This is a genomic window from Streptacidiphilus neutrinimicus (assembly GCF_000787815.1).
Taxonomy (GTDB): domain Bacteria; phylum Actinomycetota; class Actinomycetes; order Streptomycetales; family Streptomycetaceae; genus Streptacidiphilus; species Streptacidiphilus neutrinimicus.
In genome coordinates this window covers 1-16,180 of sequence record NZ_BBPO01000043.1, presented here as the reverse complement: position 1 = coordinate 16,180, position 16,180 = coordinate 1, and the positions used below count along the sequence as shown (strand labels likewise).

Genomic DNA, 16,180 nt, shown 5'->3' with positions numbered 1-16,180 from the left:
CCCTGTTACTGGAGGACCATCCGCCCCGGGTGGTTTGTCGCGCGGTTCCCCGCGCCCCTTGGGTCAGTGCGACTCAGCCCTCGTAGTCGTCCAGGGGCGGGCAGCTGCAGACGAGGTTGCGGTCGCCGAAGGCGCCGTCGATGCGGCGGACCGGGGGCCAGTACTTCGTCGTCGGGTTGACGCCCGACGGGAAGACCGCCTCGGCGCGGGTGTAGGCGTGGTCCCACTCACCCGCGAGCGCCGCCGCGGTGTGCGGGGCGTTGTGCAGCGGGTTGTCCTCCGCCGGCCACTCTCCGGAGCCAACCTTGTCAATTTCCGCACGGATGGCAATCATCGCCGTGCAGAAGCGGTCAATTTCGGTCAGATCTTCGCTCTCGGTGGGCTCGATCATCAGCGTGCCGGCCACCGGGAACGACATCGTCGGGGCGTGGAAGCCGTAGTCGATCAGGCGCTTGGCCACGTCGTCCACGGAGACGCCCGCCGACTTCGCCAGCGGCCGGAGGTCGATGATGCACTCGTGCGCGACGAGGCCGCCGGGGCCGGTGAAGAGCACCGGGTAGTAGGGAGCCAGGCGCTTCGCGATGTAGTTCGCGTTCAGCACCGCCACCTGCGTCGCGCGCTTGAGGCCCTCGCCGCCCATCAGGCGGACGTACGACCACGAGATCGGCAGGATCGCCGCCGAGCCCCACGGCGCGGCCGAGATCGGGCCGACGCCCGTCTCCGGGCCGGCGGTCGGCTGCAGCGGGTGGTTCGGCAGGAACGGCGCGAGGTGCGCGCGGACCGCGACCGGGCCGACGCCCGGACCGCCGCCGCCGTGCGGGATGCAGAAGGTCTTGTGCAGGTTCAGGTGCGAGACGTCCGCGCCGAACTTGCCCGGCTTGGCCAGACCGACCAGCGCGTTGAGGTTGGCGCCGTCGACGTAGACCTGGCCGCCCGCCTCGTGGACCGCGGCGCAGATGTCGCCGATGTTCTCCTCGTACACGCCGTGCGTGGAGGGGTAGGTCACCATCAGCACGGCCAGCGAGTCGCGGTGCTGCTCGATCTTCGCGCGCAGGTCCTCGACGTCGACGTCGCCGTCGGGCAGCGTCTTGACCACGACGACGCGCATGCCCGCCATCACGGCCGAGGCGGCGTTGGTGCCGTGGGCCGAGGAGGGGATCAGGCAGACGTCGCGGCCGGCGTCGCCGTTGGACAGGTGGTAGGCGCGGACCGCCAGCAGGCCGGCCAGCTCGCCCTGGGAACCGGCGTTGGGCTGGATGGAGACCTTGTCGTAGCCGGTGACCTCCGCCAGGCGGTCTTCCAGCTCGTTGATCAGCTGCAGGTAGCCGGCGGCCTGCTCGACCGGCGCGAACGGGTGCACGTTCGCGAACTCCGGCCAGGTGATCGCCTCCATCTCGGTGGTGGCGTTCAGCTTCATGGTGCAGGAGCCGAGCGGGATCATGCCGCGGTCCAGCGCGTAGTCCTTGTCGGCGAGCGAGCGCAGGTAGCGCAGCATCGCGGTCTCGGAGCGGTGCGCGTGGAAGGTGGGGTGCGTCAGGTACTCGTCGGTGCGCAGCAGCGCGTCCGACAGGGAGGCGCCCGCCTCGGCGTCCAGCGCGTCCACGTCGAGGTCGGCCGGGACGCCGAAGGCGCCCCAGACGGCGGCCAGGTCGGCGCGGGTGGTGGTCTCGTCGCAGGCGATGCCGACCAGGTCGGCGCCGTCCTGGCGCAGGTTGACGCCGGCGGCGGCAGCGGCAGCGACGACCTCGGCCGCGCGGCCCTCGACACGGGCGGTGACGGTGTCGAAGAACGCGTCGGAGACGATCGCCACGCCGCCGCGGCGCAGGCCCTCGGCCAGCACGGAGGCGTAGCGGTGGGTGCGCGAAGCGATCTTGGCCAGGCCGTCCGGGCCGTGGTACACGGCGTACATGGAGGCCATGACGGCCAGCAGCACCTGGGCGGTGCAGATGTTGGAGGTGGCCTTCTCGCGGCGGATGTGCTGCTCGCGGGTCTGCAGGGCCAGGCGGTAGGCGCGGTTGCCGTCGGCGTCGACGGAGACGCCGACCAGGCGGCCGGGAAGGCTGCGCGCGAACTCGGCGCGCACGGACATGTAGCCGGCGTGCGGGCCGCCGAAGCCCATCGGGACGCCGAAGCGCTGGGTGGTGCCGACGGCGATGTCCGCGCCGAGCTCGCCCGGGGACTTCAGCAGGGTCAGCGCCAGCAGGTCCGCGGCGACGGTGACGACCGCGCCGAGCTCCTTGGCCTGCGCGATGACCGGGGCCAGGTCGCGCACGGCGCCGGACGCGCCCGGGTACTGGAGCAGCACGCCGAAGACGCCGCGCTCGGCGATCTCGGCCGGGATGCCCTCGCTCAGGTCCGCGACGACGGTCTCGATGCCGGTCGGGACGGTACGGGTCTCGATGACCGCGACGGTCTGCGGCAGGGTGTCGGCGTCGATGACGAAGACGCCGCCCTTGACCTTGCCCATGCGCCGGGCCAGCGCCACGGCCTCGGCGGCGGCGGTGCCCTCGTCCAGGAGCGAGGCTCCGGCGGTCGGCAGGCCGGTCAGGTCGGTGACGACGGTCTGGAAGTTGAGCAGGGCCTCCAGACGGCCCTGGGAGATCTCCGGCTGGTAGGGCGTGTAGGCGGTGTACCAGGAGGGGTTCTCCAGCACGTTGCGCAGGATCACCGGCGGGGTGAAGGTGCCGTAGTAGCCCAGGCCGATCATGGAGCGCAGCACCTGGTTGCGGTCGGCCAGCTCGCGCAGCTCGGCGAGGACCTCGGCCTCGGAGCGGGCGGCGGGCAGGTCCAGCGCGGTCAGGCTGCGGATCGCGTCCGGCACGGCCGCGGCGGTCAGCTCGTCCAGGGAGCCGTAGCCCACCTGCGCCAGCATCTTGGCCTGCGCCTCGTCGGTGGGGCCGATGTGGCGGTTCTCGAAGGGGCTGGCGTGCTCCAGCTCGGAAAGCGACGTCATGGGGAGTCTGGCCTCCTGGTCGGACCGGGTGAGCGCGGCGGGGCGCCCGGGCGGCCTCCCCCTCTGTCATGGAACCTGAGAGCTTCACCGATCCACTCGAGATCGGCTTTCACCGTCGGTGAGCGCCGTCCCGGGGAACCCTGCGGAGTTCCGGCGGCACGGCCCTGCTTTCCAGAGTCGACCTCGCCTGTGCGGTACTTCGGCCTGAGAGATTCCGGGGAGGAGTTGCTCCTTCGGCGCCGACGCCCTCTGGGGCGGTCGGACTCTCCCGCACGTGCTCGACGGTCAATCGCCAGGGTACCAGCGCGGATCGTCCTTCCGACGGGTCCCGGGCAACCCGTACGGCGCAGCGACACACCGACGGAGTCGCAAGCGTTCGACAAAGACATCATTGTGCCTTTTCGTATGACTTGAGCACGTTCGTCTTTTGAGCAGACCGGCGCGGCCGATGGAGGAGTGGAAGACGTGCAGACCGAGATCGACCCCAGGGATCTGATCGGGCACAAGGCCGTCGACAAGAACGGCGAGAAGATCGGCACGGTGGACGAGGTCTACCTCGACGACGCCACCGGTCAGCCGGAGTGGGCCGCCGTCCGTACCGGGCTGTTCGGCCGCGACGCCTTCGTCCCGCTCACGACGAGCGAGTTCGTCTCGGACGAGCTGCGGGTGCCGTACGAGAAGGCACTGGTCAAGGACTCGCCCGACTTCGGGGTGGGCCAGCACCTCTCCCCCGCGCAGGAACTGCAGCTGTACCGCTACTACGGCCTCGAGGTCCCGACGGGCGGCGGCCAGCACGCGGCGGAGCCGGGCGTGCGGGCCGGGGAGAAGGCGGGCGAGAAGCCGTCCATGGCCGCGGCGGGCTCGAACGGCGGTCCGGCCACGGTCGTCGCGGGGGCCGGAGCGGGTGCCGCGGGCGCGGCCGCCGGGATGGCGGCGGGACGTCGCGACAAGCCCGAGCACGAGAAGCCCGCGGAGCAGACCCTGACGACGCCGACGGTCCAGCCGCTGGCCAACGCCGGTCGCACCTCCTCCTTCATGACCGGCTCGGCGCCGCACGCCTCCGCCGCCCAGCCGCAGCCGGGGATGGCGGGCCCCGCCGCGGCGGCGGCACCCGCGGCGGCCGCGGTGTCCTCGCCGAGCGCTCCGACCGTCCGCACGCCGACGGGCCAGACGTCGACGGGCCAGACCTCGATGGGCCAGACCTCGACGAGCCAGACCTCGACGAGCCAGGGCGCGGCGGCCTCCGCCGCGCAGGCGCCGACCGTGCAGACCCCGACGACCCAGACGCCGCCTCCCGCGCCGTTCCCGGCCGGGGGCGCCGGAATGGGCGTGGGCATGGGGGCCGGGACCGGCACCGCGGCGAGTTCCTCGCCGGAGACCCAGCGCCGACCCGACCCGCTGACCGATCCGCTTCCGGGTCTGGGCCTCCCGGCCTCCTCCGCCGACGCCGGCTCCAAGAACCCCGTGCCGGAGCCGCTGGAGATCGTCTGCCGCGAGGAGCGCCTCGACATCTCCACCGAGTGGCACGTCCTCGGCCGGGCGCGGCTGCGCAAGTACGTGACGAGCGAGCAGGTCGAGCGCCGGGTGCCGGTCGTGCGCGAACGCATCCGGGTCGAGCGGGTGCCCGTCGGCGCGGAGGAGCGCGCGCAGCTCACGGAGGCCGAGATCGCGGAGAGCGTGGAGGAGGTGACCCTCCACGAGGAGCGGCTGGTGGTGAAGAAGACCGTCGTCCCGGTCGAGCGCATCCGGCTGGTGACCGAGCGCGTCACCGAGGAGGAGGTCGTCCGCGAGCAACTGCACCGCGAGCACATCCAGGTGCAGGACGGCAGCAAGGCGGCCGGCACGCCGGTGACTCCCGCCGGCTCCGGGGCGAACGGCGGCTACTCCTCGGGCTCGCAGCCCTCGCCCGGCCAGTCGCCGAGCACTCCCCTGCGCACGGCGAACCCGACGGGAACGAGCCGCAACCCCGACCTCCCAGGTCACGCCCTCGGCGCCTGACCCTCCCGCGCCCCACCCTCCGGCGCCCGACCCCCGCACCACCACCGCGCCCCCGGCTCCGGCCGGGGGCGCGACGCGTGCACGCCCGTGCCGGCCGCGCCTATGCGGTGCCGACCAGCGGAAGTGCGCCGGCCGAGCTCAGGGCCGGATCGTCGACGGCGAAGGTCCGCACCCGGCCGACTGGCGAGTTCGGGGTCTCGAAGCGGATCGTGACGCGGCCCACGCCGCTGCCCTGCACCCAGCCGTGCCCGAGCTCCGCGTGCTCCACGTCCTGCCCCGGCGCCCAGCGCCGGGCCTTGAGCTCGCCGCCCGGATGGAAGGCGCGCGGACCCGCCGGGCCGCCGTACGCCGCGTCCTCCTCGGCCTCCCCCGTCTCCCGCGCCTGCTCCGCGTCGGCGGCCTCGTCCGCCGCGTCCTCGGCCAGCCCCTCGCGCAGCGCCTGTGCGAAGAGGTCCTCCTGGGTCCAGTCGGCGAGACCGGTCACGCCGACGCCGAGCAGCCGGATGCCGCCCAGCAGCTCCACCGAGTCCAGCAGGCGACGGGCCATCTGCGCGATGACCAGCGGGTCGTCGGTCGGCGCGGGGAGCGTCTCGCTGCGGGTCAGCGTGCTGAAGTCGAAGCGGCGGATCTTGACCACGACCGTCCGGCCGGAGCGCCCGGCCGCCCGCAAGCGGCGCACGCAGCGGTCAGCCAGCCGCTCCAGCTCGGTGACGATGTGGTCCCGGTCGAGCAGATCCACCTCGAAGGTGTCCTCGACGGAGACCGACTTGGCGTCCCGCTCGGCCACCACCGGGCGGTCGTCGAGGCCCAGCGCCAGGGCGTGCACGCCCGCTCCGTGCGCGCGGCCGAGCAGGTGCACGAGCTCCTCCTGCGGGAGGGCCGCCACCTCGCGGATCTGGGTCAGGCCCGCGCGCCGCAGCGTCTCCTCCGTGGCTGGGCCCACGCCGGGCAGCGCGCGGACCGAGAGCGTGTCCAGCACCTCGCGCTCGCGCCCGGCCTCGATCAGCACCAGGCCGTCCGGCTTGGCCTGCTCGGAGGCGATCTTGGCGAGGAACTTCGTCGTCGACAGGCCCACCGAGGCGGTGAGGCCCACCCGGGTGCGGATGTCCTCCCGCAGGTCCTCCGCCACCGCGCGGGCCAGCTCCGCGCCCTCCGTCGCCAGCGCCTCCCCGTACGGGCCGGCCGCGAGGTCGACGAAGGCCTCGTCCAGGCTCAGCGGCTCGACCAGGGGGGACAGCTCCCGCAGCAGCGCCATGACCTCGTCGCTGACCTGCCGGTACAGCTCGAAGCGCGGGATCAGGTAGGCGGCGTTGGGCGCCAGCCGACGCGCCTGCGCCATGGCCATCGCCGAGTGCACCCCGAAACGCCGCGCCTCGTAGGACGCGGTGGAGACGACGCCGCGCGCGCCCAGACCGCCGACGATCACCGGCTTCCCGCGCAGGCTCGGCTTGGACGCCTGCTCCACCGAGGCGAAGAAGGCGTCCATGTCGAGATGCAGGATCGACGGCACGGGACGCATAGCCCGATCATCGCGCACGGGTACGACAACCGAGCCGCGGCGCCCGGGCCGGCGTCAGCGTGCGCCGGCCTCCGCGGCGGCGAGCGAGGTCTCCCTGGGCCCGAGCAGATGCGGATCGGGGTCGAACAGCTCGTCGAGCAGCACGGCCTTGTCCATCGACGCGAGCTCACGCACCACGCCCGCCTGCCAGGTCGCGTCGTGCGGTTCCTCGACGCCGATGCCGTAGGAGTCGATGCCCGCCGCCTCGCACAGCGCGACCGCGCGCCGGACCGCGTAGCCCTGGTTGACCAGCAGCGCCCGGCTGACACCGAAGATGCGGTGGGCGCGGCTGCAGGAGTCCCAGGTGTTGAACCCGGCGTAGTCTCGCACGACCAGGTCCGCCGGCACGCCGTGCTGGACGAGGTAGTCGCGCATCGCGTCGGGCTCGTCGTAGCTCACCCTGCTGTTGTCGCCGGTCACCAGCACGGCGCGGACCCGGCCCTCACGGTAGAGCGCGAGCGCGGCGTCGAGCCGGTGCCGCAGGTACGGGGACGGCTTGCCGCCGTCGAGCCCCGCGCCGAAGACCATCACGACCGGCTCCGCAGGCGCGTCCGCGACGCTCCGCAGCCTCGGGCCGCCCTGGCACCAGACGACGGCCGTCGGCACCAGCACCGCCAGCGCCGCCGCGCACAGCAGCTGGAAGGCCCGGCGCTGGATCCGCCGCTCCCGCCAGCGCACCGGGCACAGTCTGCGGAACCGACGCAACCGTGGCAGCCCCACCCGCATGCGTCCCCCACCCGCCGTCGATCGCTTCTCTCTTCGACGGAGCGGACGCGCGGCTCAGACCGCGCGGTTGCGGCGCCGCGCGAGTTCGTCGGCCGGGTCGAAGCCGAGGACGTTCTCGCCCGTGTCGGCGCGCTCGCCGTGCAGGCGGCTGAGCGAGGACTCCACCTCGCGCGCCACCGCGCCCACGGCGATCCCGAAGATCCCCTGACCGCGCTGGAGCAGCTCGACGACCTGGTGCGCGGAACTGCACTCGTAGACCGTCGCGCCGTCGCTCATCAGCGTGATGCCGGGCAGCGCGTCCTCCGGCCGCTGGGCCAGATGGTCGACCGCCGTCCGGATGCTCTGCAGCGAGACGCCCGCGTCGAGCAGCCGCTTGACGACCTTGAGCACGAGGATGTCGCGCACCGCGTAGAGCCGCTGCGTGCCGGAGCCCTGGGCCGGACGCACGCTCGGCTCGACCAGTCCGGTGCGGGCCCAGTAGTCCAGCTGGCGGTAGGTGATCCCGGCCGCCGCACAGGCGGTCGGTCCGCGGTAGCCGATCAGCTCGGCACTGGGCAGCACGTCGTCCTGCGGCTCCGCCGGCAGCGGCACCGTCGGCATGCCCTCCCACCCGGACCGCGCCGCACGCGGCAGCGTCCGGACCGGGGCATGGATGGGGCATGAGCCGCTTGTGGCTGTTCTGTCACCCGTGCTGCTCAACACGACCCTCCGTCCTGTCGACTCCGGAACCGCCGCAGCGGGGGTGCGGGGTGGCACACCCGGGACGTTCACAGTCGAAGGTAGGCAGTAGGCAAGAGCGCGTCAACGATCGCCACGCTCGGCATGGCGGGTGATATCAGCCTCGCGGGTGGTTTTGCGTGTCCCCGGCCGGGGTACATGGGCTCGAATGGAGCGGCTCAAACCCTCCCCTCAGTGGGAGCTCACTGGGAGCCGGAGCTGCCGAAGTCCTCGGGGGAGATCTGGTCGAGGAACTCGCGGAACCGCTCGACCTCGTCCTCCTGCTCGTCCGGAATCGCGATGCCGGCCTCGTCGAGCACGTCCTCCGCGCCGTAGATCGGCGTGCCCGTCCGCAGCGCCAGCGCTATCGCGTCCGAGGGACGCGCACTGACCTCGACGCCGCTGGCGAAGACCAGCTCGGCGTAGAACACGCCCTCGCGCAGGTCGGTGATCCGAACGGCGGTGAGCCGCTGACCGACCGCTTCCAGCACGTTGCGGAAGAGGTCGTGCGTGAGCGGACGCACGGGTGTCATGCCCTGCTGTGCGAAGGCGATGGCGGTGGCCTCTCCGGGCCCGATCCAGATGGGCAGGTAGCGGTCTCCGCCGACCTCGCGCAGCAGCACGATCGGCTGGTTCGACGGCATCTCCACCCGGACGCCCACGACGTCTAGCTCGTTCACAATGCAACCCTAGGGCGCGCCGGGCCGATAGGCCAGTTGCTCCATGGTTCGAGGACGCAAGCGAGAAGCCGCACTTCGCTAGGGGAGTGCGGGAGTCAGGGCCGGGCGCGCAGGCCGACCTGGACGAGGGCGGCGTGCAGGCGCACGGAGAGATTCGCCAGCTCGCGGGCCATCGCCGCCGCGTGCGCGCGCGTCTGCGGGTTGCGGTGCCGCCGCAGCGGGGCCACCACCTGCTCGACCAGGCCGACCTCGCGGTCCGCCGCGGCCTTGACCGCCCGCAGGTGCCGCGGCTCCAGCCCGAAGCGCCCCAACTCCGCAACGAGGCGCGCCACTTGCAGCATCTCGCCGTCGAAGCCGCCGTCCGCGTCCGCGGTGACGAGCCCGTAGGACTCCCAGTCGGTCAGCTGCTGCTCGGTGATCCCGGCGGCAGCCAGCAGCTCGGCGCGCCCCAGCCGAGGGCCCGAGACCGAGGGGCCGGGTGTGATCGCCGCGTCCTGCGGCTCCTCCCCCGGGCCGCCCGGACCGCCGGGGCCCGGCAGCGCGGGCGGGTTCTCGCCGCGGTCGAGTGCGGCGAGGTGCTCACGGATGACGCGCAGCGGCAGGTAGTGGTCGCGCTGCATGCGCAGCACGTACGCCAGGCGCTCCACGTCCGCGGCGCTGAACTTGCGGTACCCCGAGGGCGTCCGCTGCGGCTCGACCAACCGCTCCGCCTCCAGGAACCGGATCTTGGAGATGGTGACCTCGGGGAACTCCGCCTGCAGCTCGGTCAGGACCGCGCCGATGCTGAGCAGTTGCGGCCGCAGGGCCACCGTTCCGGCCCGACGGCCGGAGGGGACGAAGGGCGCCACCGCCCCGGGGATACCGCTGTCAGCTTGCACGACGGTTGACTCACTCCTCCCAGGGGCGGGGCACCGCGTCTCAGTACCCCGGGCGGGCGGCGAAGAAGACCAGCCGGTACTTCCCGATCTGCACCTCGTCGCCGGTGTTCAGCGGCACCTCGTCGATCTGCTCGCGGTTGACGTAGGTGCCGTTCAGGCTGCCGACGTCGGCCACGGTGAACGCACCGCCCTGGTGACGCCGGAACTCCACGTGGCGCCGGGAGACGGTGATGTCGTCGAGGAAGATGTCGCTCTCCGGGTGGCGACCGGCCGTGGTCAGGTCGGTGTCCAGCAGGAACCGGCTGCCCGAGTTCGGGCCCCGGCGCACCACCAGCAGGGCCGAGCCCGGCGGCAGCGCGTCGACGGCGGCCTGCGCCTCCGGCGAGAGGCCGGGAACCTGCGTGGGCGCCTCAGGCTCGTACGCCTCCAGACCCGAGATCGAGATCGTGGACGTGGTCTCCGAGGGACGCTCGGCCCCGCCCACCCGGGCCCGCAGCGGGGCGCCGCAGTTGGAGCAGAAGCGGGCGGACTCGGGGTTGTTGTATCCGCATCGGGTGCACAACGACACGCCTGCGGCCTCCTGTCGCGGTTCGCCTGACTGGCCTTGGGAATACGGATCGGCCGCAAACCCTCCACCTGAGCTTGAGGGTACCGGCTGGGAGGCTATAGGACCGCCACTCGGCACGCCCGCGTGTCGGCCGTCCTCGTCACGGAAGAGCGGCCGTTCGCCGGCCGCGGTGTAGCTGTCGGCCTCGGGGGCACGCATGCCCGGGACACCGGCCCCGTACTCGGCGTCCGCCCGGCGGTGGCGGGCGGTGGGCGCCTCGACCGCAGCGCCCTCACGGGACTTCCGGCCGAACAGCTTCGAGAACAGACTCACGGGCGATACCCCTTGCGTGACACGGACCCGCCCGTGGGGCGAGGTGGAGCCATCGTGGACAGGACTGGTGCGGCTGGATCTGGTCGGAACGTGAACGTCGTGAACGTCATGGATGCGTCGTGTGAGCGTAGTCGGGCGTGCTCAAAGGGATCAAGGCGGTCACGTCCAGCGACTGGGAACGCTTCACCGTCGCCGTGCCCTTGTCGCTGGCCACGGACTGCACCACGCCCCCCGGGATGTTGAGCGCCGTGTCCAGGTCCTGCGGGTTGCCGATGGCCGTGAAGACGTAGGGCTCGGAGACGGTCGTGCCGCTGATCGTGACCGTGCCCCGGTTCGCATCCGAGAACCAGGTACCCGCCACCACCCGGACATTGTTGATCTGTACCGCCTCCGCCCCTGCCGCGCGCAGCTCCTCCAGCGTGTTGAGCAGCATAGCCGCCTGGACGTTCCCGCCCGGGTCCTTGATGGTCAGCGTCACCCCGGGACCTGTCGCGGCGACCGTCCCGGCGAGCACACCGAGCTGCTGCTCCTTCAGCTGGGTCTGCGCCTGCGCCTCCTTCGCCTGGTTCGAGCTGGTCTGCAACTGGGTCAACGACTGCTGCAACTGCGTGCGTTCCTGATCAAGGCGCTGCTGCCGGGCGTCGACCTCGTCGAGGATGCGGACCAGGTCGTCCTGGCGGGCGCCGCGGATCTGGTTCTGCGTGGTGTTCGCCCTGACCTGGAACGCGACGCCGGGGCCGAGGGCGAACAGCAGCAGCGCGACCACGAGCTGGGCACGGTTGACCCGCGGCGGCCACAGCGCGGCGGCCAGACGCTGACGTCCGGTGAGCGCCGGCCCCGGCTCCGCCTCGGGCGAAGGCTCGACGGACTCCTCGGACTCCTCGGACTCCTCGGACTTGCTGGCATCCCCGGCGACCGACGCGGGCGAAGGCTCCGGGACCGGCGAGCCCTGCGCGGCGGGCGACGACTCCGACGCGGGCGGAGCGGACGACTCGGGGGCGTGCTCGGGCCCCCGGTCCTCCGGGACCCGGGGTGCATCGTCGCCGCTCACCGTGCTGCTCCTGCCGTTCGTATGCCTGCCTGTCGGCCTCTGCCGATCATCCTGCCATCCGTACTACCCCGGTATTCGGTCACTGCACTCCGGTTCTGTCACAGAACGTCACGGACACCTGTTCCGCGCCTAGGCCCGGAACAGGTGGCGTCTGATCGCGGCCGCGTTGGAGAAGATCCGGATGCCGAGGACGACGATCACGCCCGTCGACAGCTGCGAACCGACGCCGAGCTGGTCGCCGAGGAAGACGATCAGCGCCGCCACGACGACGTTGGACAGGAAGGAGACCACGAAGACCTTGTCGGAGAAGATCCCGTCCAGCATCGCGCGCACGCCGCCGAAGACCGCGTCGAGCGCGGCCACGATGGCGATGGGCAGATACGGAACCCAGGCAGCGGGGATGTCCGGCTGCACGAACAGCCCGACGACGACTCCGAGCACCAGCCCGAGTACGGCGATCACGGTCGCTTGGTCCCTTCCGACGGAGACGGGTGAGCATTGAGCAGCGGACCGACACTCGCTGCCGGCAGCGAGAGGCCGCCCTGAGCGGAGACGTCGTAACGGATCTGGTAGTTCTGCTTCAGCTGACCCAGATACAGCCCGCCGTAGGCGTTGTTCTGGAACGACTCCTCCAGTGAGGGCCCGCCGACGGCCTGCAGCTTGTAAGGCAGCGTGAGCGGGTGGTCGTTGACCAGTATCGCGTCCCCGGCAGCCCGGATCGCCGAGAGGTTGGTCAGGCGCTGGTCGTTGATCGCGACCGCCTCGGCGCCCGACTGCCACAGCGCGTTCACCACGAGCTGCAGGTCGCTGTCGCGCACCCGCCCGGTGTTCGAGAACCCGGCCCCGGCTCGCGGGCTCGCGTTGTTCAGATCCGTCCCGGCCGAGGCCGCGTCGTCGACCGTCACCAGGATCCCCGGCCCCGACACCGGCGTCATCCCCGTGACGAGCTCGAGCGCGTCGAGCTGCGCCGTGTCCGGCGCGCTGACGGCGTTGCTGCGGGCCTGGTCCAGCTGTGACTGCAGCTGGCCGATCTGCTGCTGCACCCCGTCCGCGGTCGTCGTGGTCTCGTCGATCCGGTCGATCAGCTCCTGCCGCTGCTTCGCGGCCACGGGCGCGTTCTGCTGGACCTGGCTCACGCCCACCGACAGGATCGTCGCCACCAGAGCGATCCCCAGCCCGAGGACCAGCTTTCCGCGCAGCGTCGTCGGCAGGCGGCTGCTCCCGTAGCGGCCGGTGCGCCGCGCCTCGTCGGCATAGCCGTCGTCGAGACTGTGCTCCACCACGTTCGTGAGCAGCGACATCGACGCGTCGGGCCGCGCGTAGCGCGCGTCAGCGCGCTCATCGGAGCGGGGGGCGGTCGTCGACATGGGGGATATCGTCCCACGTTGCGCGCAGTGCTCCGGCTTTGGCTCCCCCCGTCGCGACCACAGCGGCCACGACGCCCCCGGCGCAAGCCAGGGGCGTGGGGCCGCACGGATGTGCGATCCCACGCCCCTGCCCGCTGCGACTACCTCAGGTCTGGTCCCGTCCCGCCGACTCCACGACCGCCGCCCACTCGTCGAGCAGCGCCAGGGTCGAGGTCTCGTCGGGACCCTCGGCCCACAGGTGGGTGACGGCCTCGGCCGGGTCCGGCAGGACCATCGTCCAGCGACCGTCCGGCTCCACCACCCGGACGCCGTCGGTCGTGTCGACCTCCCGCTCGCCCGCCGCCTCCACGACCGTGCGCATGACCATGCCCTTCGCCGCCCACGGGGTGGCGAGGTCACGGCGGTGCACATGGGCCCGCGGGATGCGGGCGTCGATCTGGCTGAGGGTGAGCTGCGTCCGGGCGACCAGCCCGAGCAGCCGGACGAACGCCGCGGTGCCGTCGAAGACGCCGCTGAACTCCGGCACCACGAAGCCGCCTCGGCCGTCGCCGCCGAAGACGGTGCCCTCCGAGGACGCGGCCCGGGCCAGGTCGTCGGGCGAGGTCGTCGTCCACGACACCTGGGTGCCGTGGTAAGCCGCGACCTGCTCCGCGATCCGCGTGGTGGTGACCGGCAGCGCCACCTTGCCGCTGCGACCCTCCGCCGCGATCAGATCGAGCATGACCAGCAGCGAACGGTCGTCCTCGATGATCCGGCCGCGCTCGTCCACGAAGGAGACGCGCTCGCCCACCGGGTCGAAGCGCACCCCGAAGGCCGCCCGCGAGGACGCCACCAGCTCGCCGAGACGGACCATGCCCGCCCGGCGCTCCTCGATGGTCTCCGTCGGCCGGGACTCGTCCATGCCCGGGTTGACCGTCAGCGCCTCGATGCCGAGCTTGCCGAGGATGCTCGGCAGCAGCAGCGACGCGCTGCCGTTGGCCACGTCCGCGACGACCTTCAGCTTGGCCTCGGCCACACCCCGCGTGTCGATCGCGCGCAGCAGGCTGCCCGCGTAGGAGTCGAAGACCGTCGCCGGGAAGGTCAGGTCCCCGATCTCGCCCGGGAACGCGCGGCGGTACTCCTGCCGGGCGTAGACGCGGTCGAGCTTGCGCTGACCCGCCTGGGACAGGTCGGCGCCCCGCTCGTCGAAGAAGAGCACGTCGAGCGAGTCCGGCACACCGGGCGTCGTCCGCAGGAAGATGCCGCCGGCGCTGCCGCGCGCGGTCTGCTGGCGCGCGACGGGCATCGGCACGTTCTCCAGATCGCGCACCTCGATGGCGCTCGCCTGCAGCGCGGAGATCATCGCGCGCTTGAGTGCTCGGGCGCCACGGGAGTGGTCACGCGCGATGGTGACCGTGGCGCCCTTCTTCAAGGTCGTCGCGTACGCGCCGGCCAGGCGCACCGCCAGCTCCGGCGTGATCTCCACGTTGATGATCCCGGAGACGCCGCGGGCCCCGAACAGGTGCTCCTGGCCGCGGGACTCCCAGATCACCGAGGTGTTGACGAAGGCGCCGGCCTCGATCGTCTTGAAGGGATAGACGCGGACGTTGCCCGCGACGATCGACTCCTCCTCGATCAGGCACTCGTCGCCGATGACCGCGCCGTCCTCGATCCGGGCGGCACGCATCACGTCGGTGTTCTTGCCGATGACACATCCGCGCAGGTTCGTCTGCGGGCCGACGTAGACGTTGTCGTGGATGACGGCCTTGTGCAGGAACGCGCCGCGCTTGACGACGACGTTGCTGCCGAGCACGGTGTGCTCGCGGATCTCCACGCCGCCCTCGACCTTGGCGTAGTCGCCGATGTAGAGCGGCCCCCGCAGCACCGCCTCGCGGTCGACCTCCGCGCCCTCGGCGATCCACACCCCCGGGGCCATCTCGAAGCCCTCGATGTCGACGTCGACCTTGCCCTCGAGGACGTCCGCCTGGGCCTTGACGTAGCTCTCGTGCGTGCCGACGTCCTCCCAGTAGCCCTCGGCGACGTAGCCGTAGATCGGCTTGCCCTCCTTGAGCAACTGCGGGAAGACGTCACCGGACCAGTCGACGGAGGTGTCGGCCGCGACGTAGTCGAAGACCTCGGGCTCCATCACGTAGATGCCGGTGTTCACCGTGTCGGAGAAGACCTGGCCCCAGGTGGGCTTCTCGAGGAAGCGCTCGACCTGTCCCTCCTCGTCGAGAATCGTGATCCCGAATTCGAGGGGATTGGGCACGCGGGTGAGGCAGACGGTGACCATCGCGCCCTTGGCGCGGTGGAATTCCATCAGCGCGGTCAGATCGAAATCCGTCAGCGCGTCGCCCGAGATCACCAGGAACGAGTCGTCCTTGAGCGCGTCCTCGGCGTTCTTGACGCTGCCGGCCGTGCCCAGGGGCTTCTCCTCGTTGGCGTACGTCAGCTTCATGCCGAGTTCCTCGCCGTCGCCGAAGTAGTTCCGGACGAGTGAGGCGAGGAACTGGACTGTCACGACCGTGTCGGTCAGGCCGTGCCTCTTGAGCAGCCTGAGCACGTGCTCCATGATCGGCCGATTCACCACCGGCAGCAGGGGCTTCGGCATACTCGCGGTCATCGGGCGGAGACGAGTTCCCTCGCCTCCGGCCATCACAACGGCCTTCATCCGGCTGGCTCCTCCTTATTAGGGCAGGGCGCCATCCTGCGTCTTCACGAGACGGCGGGTCTGCACCGCGTACAGGATCCCTGCCCACCAGTAGAGCGTCGTACCCCACCAGACGAACGCCCAACCGATGACGCTCGCCACAGTCCCGACCCAGTTGTCATAGGTGGTGAGCAGCAGCAAAGGGAATGCGTACATCAGATTGAACGTAGCCGCCTTCCCGATGAAGTTCACCTCGGGTGGTCCGTATCCGTGACGTCTGAGAACCGGAAGGAGGGATGCGATGAAGATCTCGCGTGCAAGGAGGATGGCCGTGAGCCACCAGGGCATGATGCGACGCGCGGTGAGACCCACGATGGTCGACAGCACGAAGAGACGGTCCGCGAGCGGATCGAGCAGCTGGCCCAGCCGGCTCACCTGCCCCCAGCGCCGCGCAAGCTTCCCGTCGAGATAGTCGCTGACGCCGCTCAGCGCGAGGATGGCGATGGCCCACCCGTCGTTCTTGGGCCCGCCGAACACGGGCCAGAGGACCAGCCAGAGGAAGATCGGCACCCCGACGAGACGTGCCATGCTCAGCACGTTGGGGATGGTGAACACGCGGTCGGTCTGGACGCGCGTCTCCTGTACCTCCACCCGGGATCCTCCTGTAGAACACTTCGAACGATGCAGCCCGACTTTACGGCATGCCACAGCAGGCCCCTGACCTACGGTCAGGGGCCTGCTGG

The 16,180-nt window shown here is 71.6% G+C and carries 13 protein-coding genes, 1 pseudogene and 2 riboswitches; of the genes and pseudogenes, 2 read left to right on the top strand and 12 right to left on the bottom strand.

Annotation, left to right across the window (positions count from 1 at the left end; all coding sequences use genetic code 11):
- Positions 1-73 precede the first annotated feature (73 nt).
- A complete protein-coding gene (gene gcvP, locus TR48_RS24760) occupies positions 74-2,953 on the bottom strand; it encodes an aminomethyl-transferring glycine dehydrogenase (protein ID WP_042371106.1) in 2,880 nt (959 codons plus the stop codon).
- A 53-nt stretch (positions 2,954-3,006) separates the two neighbouring features.
- A riboswitch (glycine riboswitch) is annotated at positions 3,007-3,134 on the bottom strand.
- 1 nt (position 3,135) lies between these two features.
- Positions 3,136-3,234: riboswitch (glycine riboswitch) on the bottom strand.
- 184 nt (positions 3,235-3,418) lie between these two features.
- Here gcvP and TR48_RS46640 point away from each other — a divergent pair.
- Together TR48_RS46640 and TR48_RS42285 are read left to right on the top strand one after the other, a co-directional pair.
- Positions 3,419-3,763 (top strand): annotated as a pseudogene (locus tag TR48_RS46640) (PRC-barrel domain-containing protein); the annotation flags it as partial.
- Positions 3,764-3,799: 36 nt separating this feature from the next.
- Positions 3,800-4,951: a YsnF/AvaK domain-containing protein gene (locus TR48_RS42285; protein ID WP_369405611.1), complete on the top strand. Its 1,152-nt coding sequence runs from the start codon at positions 3,800-3,802 to the stop codon at positions 4,949-4,951.
- A 100-nt stretch (positions 4,952-5,051) separates the two neighbouring features.
- Here the strand turns inward: TR48_RS42285 and TR48_RS24750 are convergent, their stop codons facing one another.
- From TR48_RS24750 to clsA, 11 genes are all read right to left on the bottom strand, one after another.
- The gene (locus TR48_RS24750) at positions 5,052-6,470 is read right to left on the bottom strand and encodes a DNA polymerase IV (protein ID WP_042371104.1); all 1,419 of its coding nucleotides are present in this window, start codon (positions 6,468-6,470) and stop codon (positions 5,052-5,054) included.
- Positions 6,471-6,524: 54 nt separating this feature from the next.
- Positions 6,525-7,235, bottom strand: coding sequence for a SanA/YdcF family protein (locus TR48_RS24745; protein WP_042371102.1), 711 nt, complete (start codon positions 7,233-7,235; stop codon positions 6,525-6,527).
- A 54-nt stretch (positions 7,236-7,289) separates the two neighbouring features.
- Positions 7,290-7,934, bottom strand: a complete 645-nt coding sequence (locus tag TR48_RS24740) for a MerR family transcriptional regulator (RefSeq protein WP_084729724.1) — start codon at positions 7,932-7,934, stop codon at positions 7,290-7,292.
- 221 nt (positions 7,935-8,155) lie between these two features.
- On the bottom strand, positions 8,156-8,632 hold the full coding sequence (locus tag TR48_RS24735; RefSeq protein ID WP_042371098.1) for a bifunctional nuclease family protein: 477 nt from the start codon (positions 8,630-8,632) through the stop codon (positions 8,156-8,158).
- A gap of 95 nt (positions 8,633-8,727) precedes the next feature.
- On the bottom strand, positions 8,728-9,480 hold the full coding sequence (ftsR, locus tag TR48_RS24730; RefSeq protein ID WP_042371095.1) for a transcriptional regulator FtsR: 753 nt from the start codon (positions 9,478-9,480) through the stop codon (positions 8,728-8,730).
- 70 nt (positions 9,481-9,550) lie between these two features.
- Complete coding sequence (locus TR48_RS40825; RefSeq protein WP_084729723.1) at positions 9,551-10,390, bottom strand: zinc-ribbon and FHA domain-containing protein; 840 nt, start codon at positions 10,388-10,390, stop codon at positions 9,551-9,553.
- Positions 10,391-10,496: 106 nt separating this feature from the next.
- Positions 10,497-11,441, bottom strand: a complete 945-nt coding sequence (locus tag TR48_RS24720) for a DUF881 domain-containing protein (RefSeq protein WP_084729722.1) — start codon at positions 11,439-11,441, stop codon at positions 10,497-10,499.
- 129 nt (positions 11,442-11,570) lie between these two features.
- Positions 11,571-11,903: a small basic family protein gene (locus tag TR48_RS24715; protein WP_042371085.1), complete on the bottom strand. Its 333-nt coding sequence runs from the start codon at positions 11,901-11,903 to the stop codon at positions 11,571-11,573.
- A complete protein-coding gene (locus TR48_RS24710; protein ID WP_042371083.1) occupies positions 11,900-12,808 on the bottom strand; it encodes a DUF881 domain-containing protein in 909 nt (302 codons plus the stop codon). The genes TR48_RS24715 and TR48_RS24710 overlap by 4 nt, the downstream gene beginning before the upstream one ends.
- Before the next feature lie 145 nt (positions 12,809-12,953).
- Positions 12,954-15,458, bottom strand: a complete 2,505-nt coding sequence (locus tag TR48_RS24705; protein WP_042371081.1) for a mannose-1-phosphate guanyltransferase — start codon at positions 15,456-15,458, stop codon at positions 12,954-12,956.
- A gap of 18 nt (positions 15,459-15,476) precedes the next feature.
- Positions 15,477-16,088, bottom strand: a complete 612-nt coding sequence (gene clsA, locus TR48_RS24700; protein ID WP_042371079.1) for a cardiolipin synthase ClsA — start codon at positions 16,086-16,088, stop codon at positions 15,477-15,479.
- Positions 16,089-16,180: the final 92 nt, after the last annotated feature.